Raw genomic sequence first — 5,392 nt, forward strand, 5'->3', positions numbered from 1 at the left:
CTTCGCCCATATGACGCTTGATTGATGAAATCGTGTTCGGGTTCGTGATTGCCTGACGCTTTGCAACTTCACCGACCTGCGTTTCACCGTTCTTGAATGATACAACGGAAGGAGTCGTACGATTGCCTTCCGGATTTGTGATAATCTTTGATTCCTTGCCTTCGAGGACTGCAACTGCAGAGTTTGTCGTCCCCAAATCGATACCAATGATTTTTGCCATTAGATATTCTTCCTTTTCTTAATTGATTTCCTTGATTACTGTGCAACAACGACCATTGCCGGACGCAAAACGCGATCCTTCAGCATATAGCCGTCCTGATAGACTTCAACAATCGTTTCAGCCTTCTGACCTTCTTCGACAGGCACGGCCTTGACGGCCTGGTGAAGCGTTGGATCAAAAGTTTGTCCCAGTGCTTCAATCTTTGTGACATCGTTGTCCTTCAAGGCCTTTTCCATATCCCGCTGGACCATCTCGATTCCCCGCTTGAGCTGCTCGGAACCGTTCTCCTTGACGTCAATCTGCAAGGCGCGGTTCAAGTTGTCGACGACCGGCAGAATCTCTCTGATGAGATCCTGTCCTTCATACTTGAGCAGCTGCTGCTGTTCTTTTCTGAAGCGCTTGGTCATGTTCTGCATCTCAGCTTCGGCACGCAGATACTTGTCTTCCAGATCGTCATACTTCTTCTGGAGATCTGAAAGCTTCTTTTCTGCTTCCTCGATTGATTGTTTCTTTACGGGTTCTTTTTTTGCAGTGTCCTGATCGGCGGCCTTTTCAGCCGTCACGTTTTCCTCTTCGGAAACTTCAGGCTTTCCTTCTTGATCTTTTTCAGCCACGTAAACACCCCTTTTCCTTCAAAATTCAGTTCAAATGCTGGTAATAATCAAAGATGCGCCGCGTAAGCTCATCTCTGAAAGCATCGAGCAGGCCGATGACTTTTGAATACGGCATGTTCGTCGGACCGAGAATCGCAATGATTCCCTGACCGTTATTACCGTCATCATATGCTGCAGAAACAAGGCTGTAATGGGACAAAAGCGTATCTGAAAGCTCGGATCCCAATTTGACGGAAACATCGCCATCCCTGTTTTCAAGCAGCGTACCAAGGTTCGCCGACTGGTCAATCAGCGAATACAAGGCTTTGATCTGCTCCGGGTCTTCCCAGTGCGCAAAGCTCAGAAGATTCTTCTTGCCGCTTACGTATACCTGCTTTTTAACCGCCTTGTCAAGGATACTTCCGAACGCATCCATGAACCCGTCCGGCTTGTGCAGATACTTCGTAATAAGAGGCAAGCATTCATGCAACTTGGCAATCACCTGATTCAGCGACAATCCGACAACTCTGTCATTGATGATGCGAATGACCGATTCGAGCTCGTCGCCATGAATTCCGCCCGGAAGATTGTACATCTGACTTTCAACCGTGCCGTCGCTGGTGACAAGAATCACCATGACCTGCCGGTCGCCAATCGGAACCATTCTGAAACCTTCCAACCGGATGTCGGCTGACTCAGGTTTCAACGAAATGGCCGTGTACTGCGTCAGATCGGACAGAATCCGTGCCGAGGTCGCGACAATCTCATCAACCTTCTGGAATTCGCTTCCAAACGACTTCCGAATGTTCTGAACCGCGCCTCTGCCTATCTTGGCAGGTTTCATGATATGGTCGACGTAATAGCGATACCCTCGTTCTGAAGGAATTCTCCCGGAACTTGAATGCTCCTTTGCAATCAATCCCAGCTTTTCAAGCGCAGCCATCTCATTTCGAATCGTTGCCGAACTTGCATGAACAGGCAATTGCTGTTCCAGACGCTTCGATCCGATCGGCTGTCCCTCATTTGCATAGTCGCGAATGATTGCCTCAAGAATCAGAAGCTGTCGTTCAGTTAACATACAATCACCTCTTTTTAGCACTTAACACACTTGAGTGCTAAGTCAATTATTAATATACACAAGGTTGGCGAACTTGTCAAGCGGATAACGCTCATGAAAACGTGATTTCAGCGGCTTTTTTGCTGTATTTTTAGCACTGTCCATGCTAGAGTGCTAAGAATGGCGCGGCTTTTGGCACTCTGCATCTTTTCTGCTGAAAATTATTAAGAAATTACTAAGAAATCACGGCAATCGCTTCTGCCAGTCTTTCAAAGCCTTCGACCATTTTTTCCTCGCTGACCTGTGCGATTGAAATCCGCAAATGGTCGTCAGGCTTGGAATAGACGTAATACGCGTCTCCATTTGAAATGATCAACCCCCGCCTGCGTGCCTCCTCAACGACCTTCTTTGCTGAAAGTCCGTTTTTCAGCCTGATCCAGAAGCAAAAGCCGCCTGACGGAAGACAGTAGTCAAACGAGGCTCTGAATTTTTCATCAAGAATGCGGCAGGCAACGGCGAACTGATGCTGATAGGAATTTTGAAGACCTGCTTTATGCTCGTTCCACAGGTTGCTGCGCAGATAATAGTCAAAAATCCGCTGAATCAGTCCCGAAGTCTGAATGTCGGTCATTCGCTTGACGCTTTTCAGGCTGTCGGCAAGCTCACCCGGCGTAATCAGATATCCGAGTCTCATCCCGGAAACGAACATGTGCGACAGGCTTCTGATGTAGATTACGCGGTCATCGCGGTCGTATGCCTTAAGCGGCGCTGGTTCGACCTCATCGTACAGAATTCCGCTGCAATAGTCGTCTTCAATGACGTAAAAATCATAAAAATGCGCCAGCCCCAGAATCCTGCGTTTGGTTTTCTGCGACATTGAAAGTCCCGTCGGATTCTGCACGATCGGCATCAGATACACCAGCTTGGGACGAAAAACTTCCAGCTTTCTTTCGAATTCGTCAACGCAAAGACCGTTTTTGTCAATCGGAATGCCGATGATTTTGGCACCGCTCGCCCGAAGCGATTCGAGCGCTCCGGGATAGGTCGGATCTTCCGCAAACACGCAGTCGCCCGGTTCAAGCATTGCACGCGCACAAATGTCGATTCCCTGCTGAGCGCCTGAAATCACCTGCACGTTCTGAGGCGAGGTGATTATCCTGCGTCCGGCAAGCTCAAGTGCAATCGATTCCCTCAGCGAATAGCATCCGAGCTCATCTTCAACCGTAAAGGCCCTGCCGCCCGAAGCGTCAAGCACGCGATTGACGGCACGCTTGAAGCTTTCTGCAGAAAATCTGTCCGGATCCAGCGCAACGCTTGACATGTCGATCATCCCTTCTGAAAATGCAGGGCTTTGATACGCAAACGCGTCTTGTTCGTCAGATTCTTCGCTTTCATAAAGCGGCACTTCGGCCACAAAGCTTCCGCTGCCCCACTTGCTGATCAGAAAACCGTTCCTTTCAAGCTCCTTGTATGCTCTGACAACGGTTCCCGGGTTGATTCCGAGCTGTTCGGCCATCCATCTGATTGGCGGCATCTTGTAACTGGTGCTCAATTTCCCCTGTTCGATCATCTGCTTGATATGGCGGTAAAGCTGAACGTACAGCGGAATCGTGCTCTCATTGTTCAACTGTATCGATACAATCTCCTGTTTTATGTCCTGCTCCATTGTCACGCACCTCGCTTTTGATTATAATGTCATTAACTCTTGGGAATTCATCATAATTGTTACGTTACAATTTTATCAAGGGACTTATCTGCATTCAAGGAGGAATTTTTATGTCAGATCGCTACACTTTAAACAAGAACCTGGCTCAGATGTTAAAGGGCGGGGTCATCATGGACGTGACGAACGTCGAACAGGCAAAAATCGCAGAAGACGCCGGGGCAGTTGCCGTCATGGCCCTGGAACGCGTCCCTGCGGACATCCGCAGGGAAGGCGGCGTTGCGCGCATGTCAGATCCGAAAATGATTCGCGAAATCAAGGAAGCAGTTTCGATTCCGGTCATGGCAAAGGCAAGAATCGGTCACTTCGTCGAAGCACAGATTCTGCAGGCCATCGGCATTGACTACATAGACGAATCAGAAGTTCTGACGCCGGCCGATTACGAAAATCATATCGACAAGTCCTCATTTGAAATTCCGTTCGTCTGCGGTGCCAGAAACCTCGGTGAAGCCCTCCGGCGCATCGGCGAAGGAGCCAGCATGATCAGAACCAAGGGCGAAGCAGGCACGGGCGACGTTTCGCAAGCGGTTCGCCACATGCGGACGATGCAGCAGGACATTCGCCGCGTTCAGGCGGCATCACAGCCTGAATTGATGCATCTCGCCAAAGAATACGCTGCACCGTTCAGTCTGATTCAGTACGTTCACGACAACGGCAGGCTTCCGGTCGTCAACTTTGCCGCCGGCGGCGTTGCAACGCCGGCCGATGCTGCCCTGATGCTCCAGCTTGGGTCGGATGGCGTCTTCGTCGGCTCCGGCATCTTCAAGTCCGGCGATCCGAAAAAGCGCGCCAAGGCAATCGTTGAAGCTGCCACGTTCTATGATGATCCGGAAAAGCTTGCCGTCATTTCTGAAGATCTCGGTGAAGCCATGGTCGGCATCAACTGCGATGCCCTGCCTGAAGAAGAACACCTTGACAGGCGCGGATGGTAGAAGCAGATGAAGAGAATCGGAATCTTAGGCATGCAGGGTGCGATTGAGGAACATGAAGAAAAGCTCAGGAAACTCGAAGGAATCGAGCCCGTCATCGTCAAAACCAGAGAAAAGCTCGCAGAAGTTGACGGCCTGATTCTTCCGGGCGGTGAATCGACTGCGATGGGACGTCTGCTCAACTACTTCGATCTGACTGAACCTTTGAAACACGCAATTGAAACAGGCCTGCCTGTCTGGGGAACTTGTGCAGGAATGATTCTGCTTGCAAAGGACATTGAAGGCCAAGACGAACGCTATCTGTGCACGATGGACATCACCGTCAGACGCAATGCCTACGGATCTCAGCTTGACAGCTTTTCGTGCCGGAAAGAAATTCCTGAAATTTCAAAGGATCCGCTCCCGCTCGTTTTCATTCGTGCCCCTTACATCACAAAACTCGGACAAAAAGTACAGGCCGTGGCTGAAGTCGACGGCAACGTCGTCTGCGCCGAACAGGAAAACATGTTGGTTTCATCCTTTCATCCGGAACTGACCGACGATGCACGCTTTCATGAATATTTTGCAAGGAAATTCGTTTAAATTGAATGCCGGACAATGCAGTCGCAATCAGACTCTTGTCCGGCATCTTTCACTTCTGGTCAAATGCAGTGCTGCACGCAAGGTGTGAGAAGCAGCGGTCATGAGCCGTAAGCTAAGCTTCTGTCTGACGCAGGCGAGCTTGCCTCGTCCAGGAAGACAGTGCTTAGCTCCAGGCGAATGCTGCTTCGAACCCGATTAGGACAAGGGGAATGCGAGCTGTAACCTGATTTAGACAAGGTGTGAAGACCAGCCGCTCAACAAGGCGGTAGATAAGGAGGGGCGCGAGCG

At 50.1% G+C, this 5,392-nt stretch carries 6 protein-coding genes; 2 read left to right on the top strand and 4 right to left on the bottom strand.

Annotated elements, in window-relative coordinates; genetic code table 11:
• The 4 genes from V7Z60_RS08565 to pdxR form a co-directional block, all read right to left on the bottom strand.
• On the bottom strand, positions 1-220 hold a 220-nt coding region (locus V7Z60_RS08565), incomplete at its 3' end, for an Hsp70 family protein (RefSeq protein ID WP_334117410.1).
• A gap of 35 nt (positions 221-255) precedes the next feature.
• Positions 256-834 carry a nucleotide exchange factor GrpE gene (gene grpE / locus V7Z60_RS08570; protein ID WP_334117411.1) on the bottom strand — a complete coding sequence of 193 codons (579 nt, stop codon included), beginning with the start codon at positions 832-834 and terminating at the stop codon, positions 256-258.
• Between the two features lie 25 nt (positions 835-859).
• Positions 860-1,891 carry a heat-inducible transcriptional repressor HrcA gene (gene hrcA, locus V7Z60_RS08575; RefSeq protein ID WP_334117412.1) on the bottom strand — a complete coding sequence of 344 codons (1,032 nt, stop codon included), beginning with the start codon at positions 1,889-1,891 and terminating at the stop codon, positions 860-862.
• A 214-nt stretch (positions 1,892-2,105) separates the two neighbouring features.
• Complete coding sequence (gene pdxR, locus V7Z60_RS08580; RefSeq protein ID WP_334117413.1) at positions 2,106-3,536, bottom strand: MocR-like pyridoxine biosynthesis transcription factor PdxR; 1,431 nt, start codon at positions 3,534-3,536, stop codon at positions 2,106-2,108.
• Positions 3,537-3,646: 110 nt separating this feature from the next.
• Here pdxR and pdxS point away from each other — a divergent pair, with 110 nt between their 5' ends.
• Entirely contained in the window at positions 3,647-4,525 is an 879-nt protein-coding gene (gene pdxS, locus V7Z60_RS08585; protein ID WP_334117414.1) for a pyridoxal 5'-phosphate synthase lyase subunit PdxS, read from the top strand.
• A 6-nt stretch (positions 4,526-4,531) separates the two neighbouring features.
• Positions 4,532-5,104, top strand: coding sequence for a pyridoxal 5'-phosphate synthase glutaminase subunit PdxT (pdxT, locus tag V7Z60_RS08590; RefSeq protein ID WP_334117415.1), 573 nt, complete (start codon positions 4,532-4,534; stop codon positions 5,102-5,104).
• Positions 5,105-5,392 lie beyond the last annotated feature (288 nt).

Origin of the sequence: Ligilactobacillus sp., assembly GCF_036846325.1 — a bacterium.
Taxonomy (GTDB): Bacteria; Bacillota; Bacilli; order Lactobacillales; family Lactobacillaceae; genus Ligilactobacillus.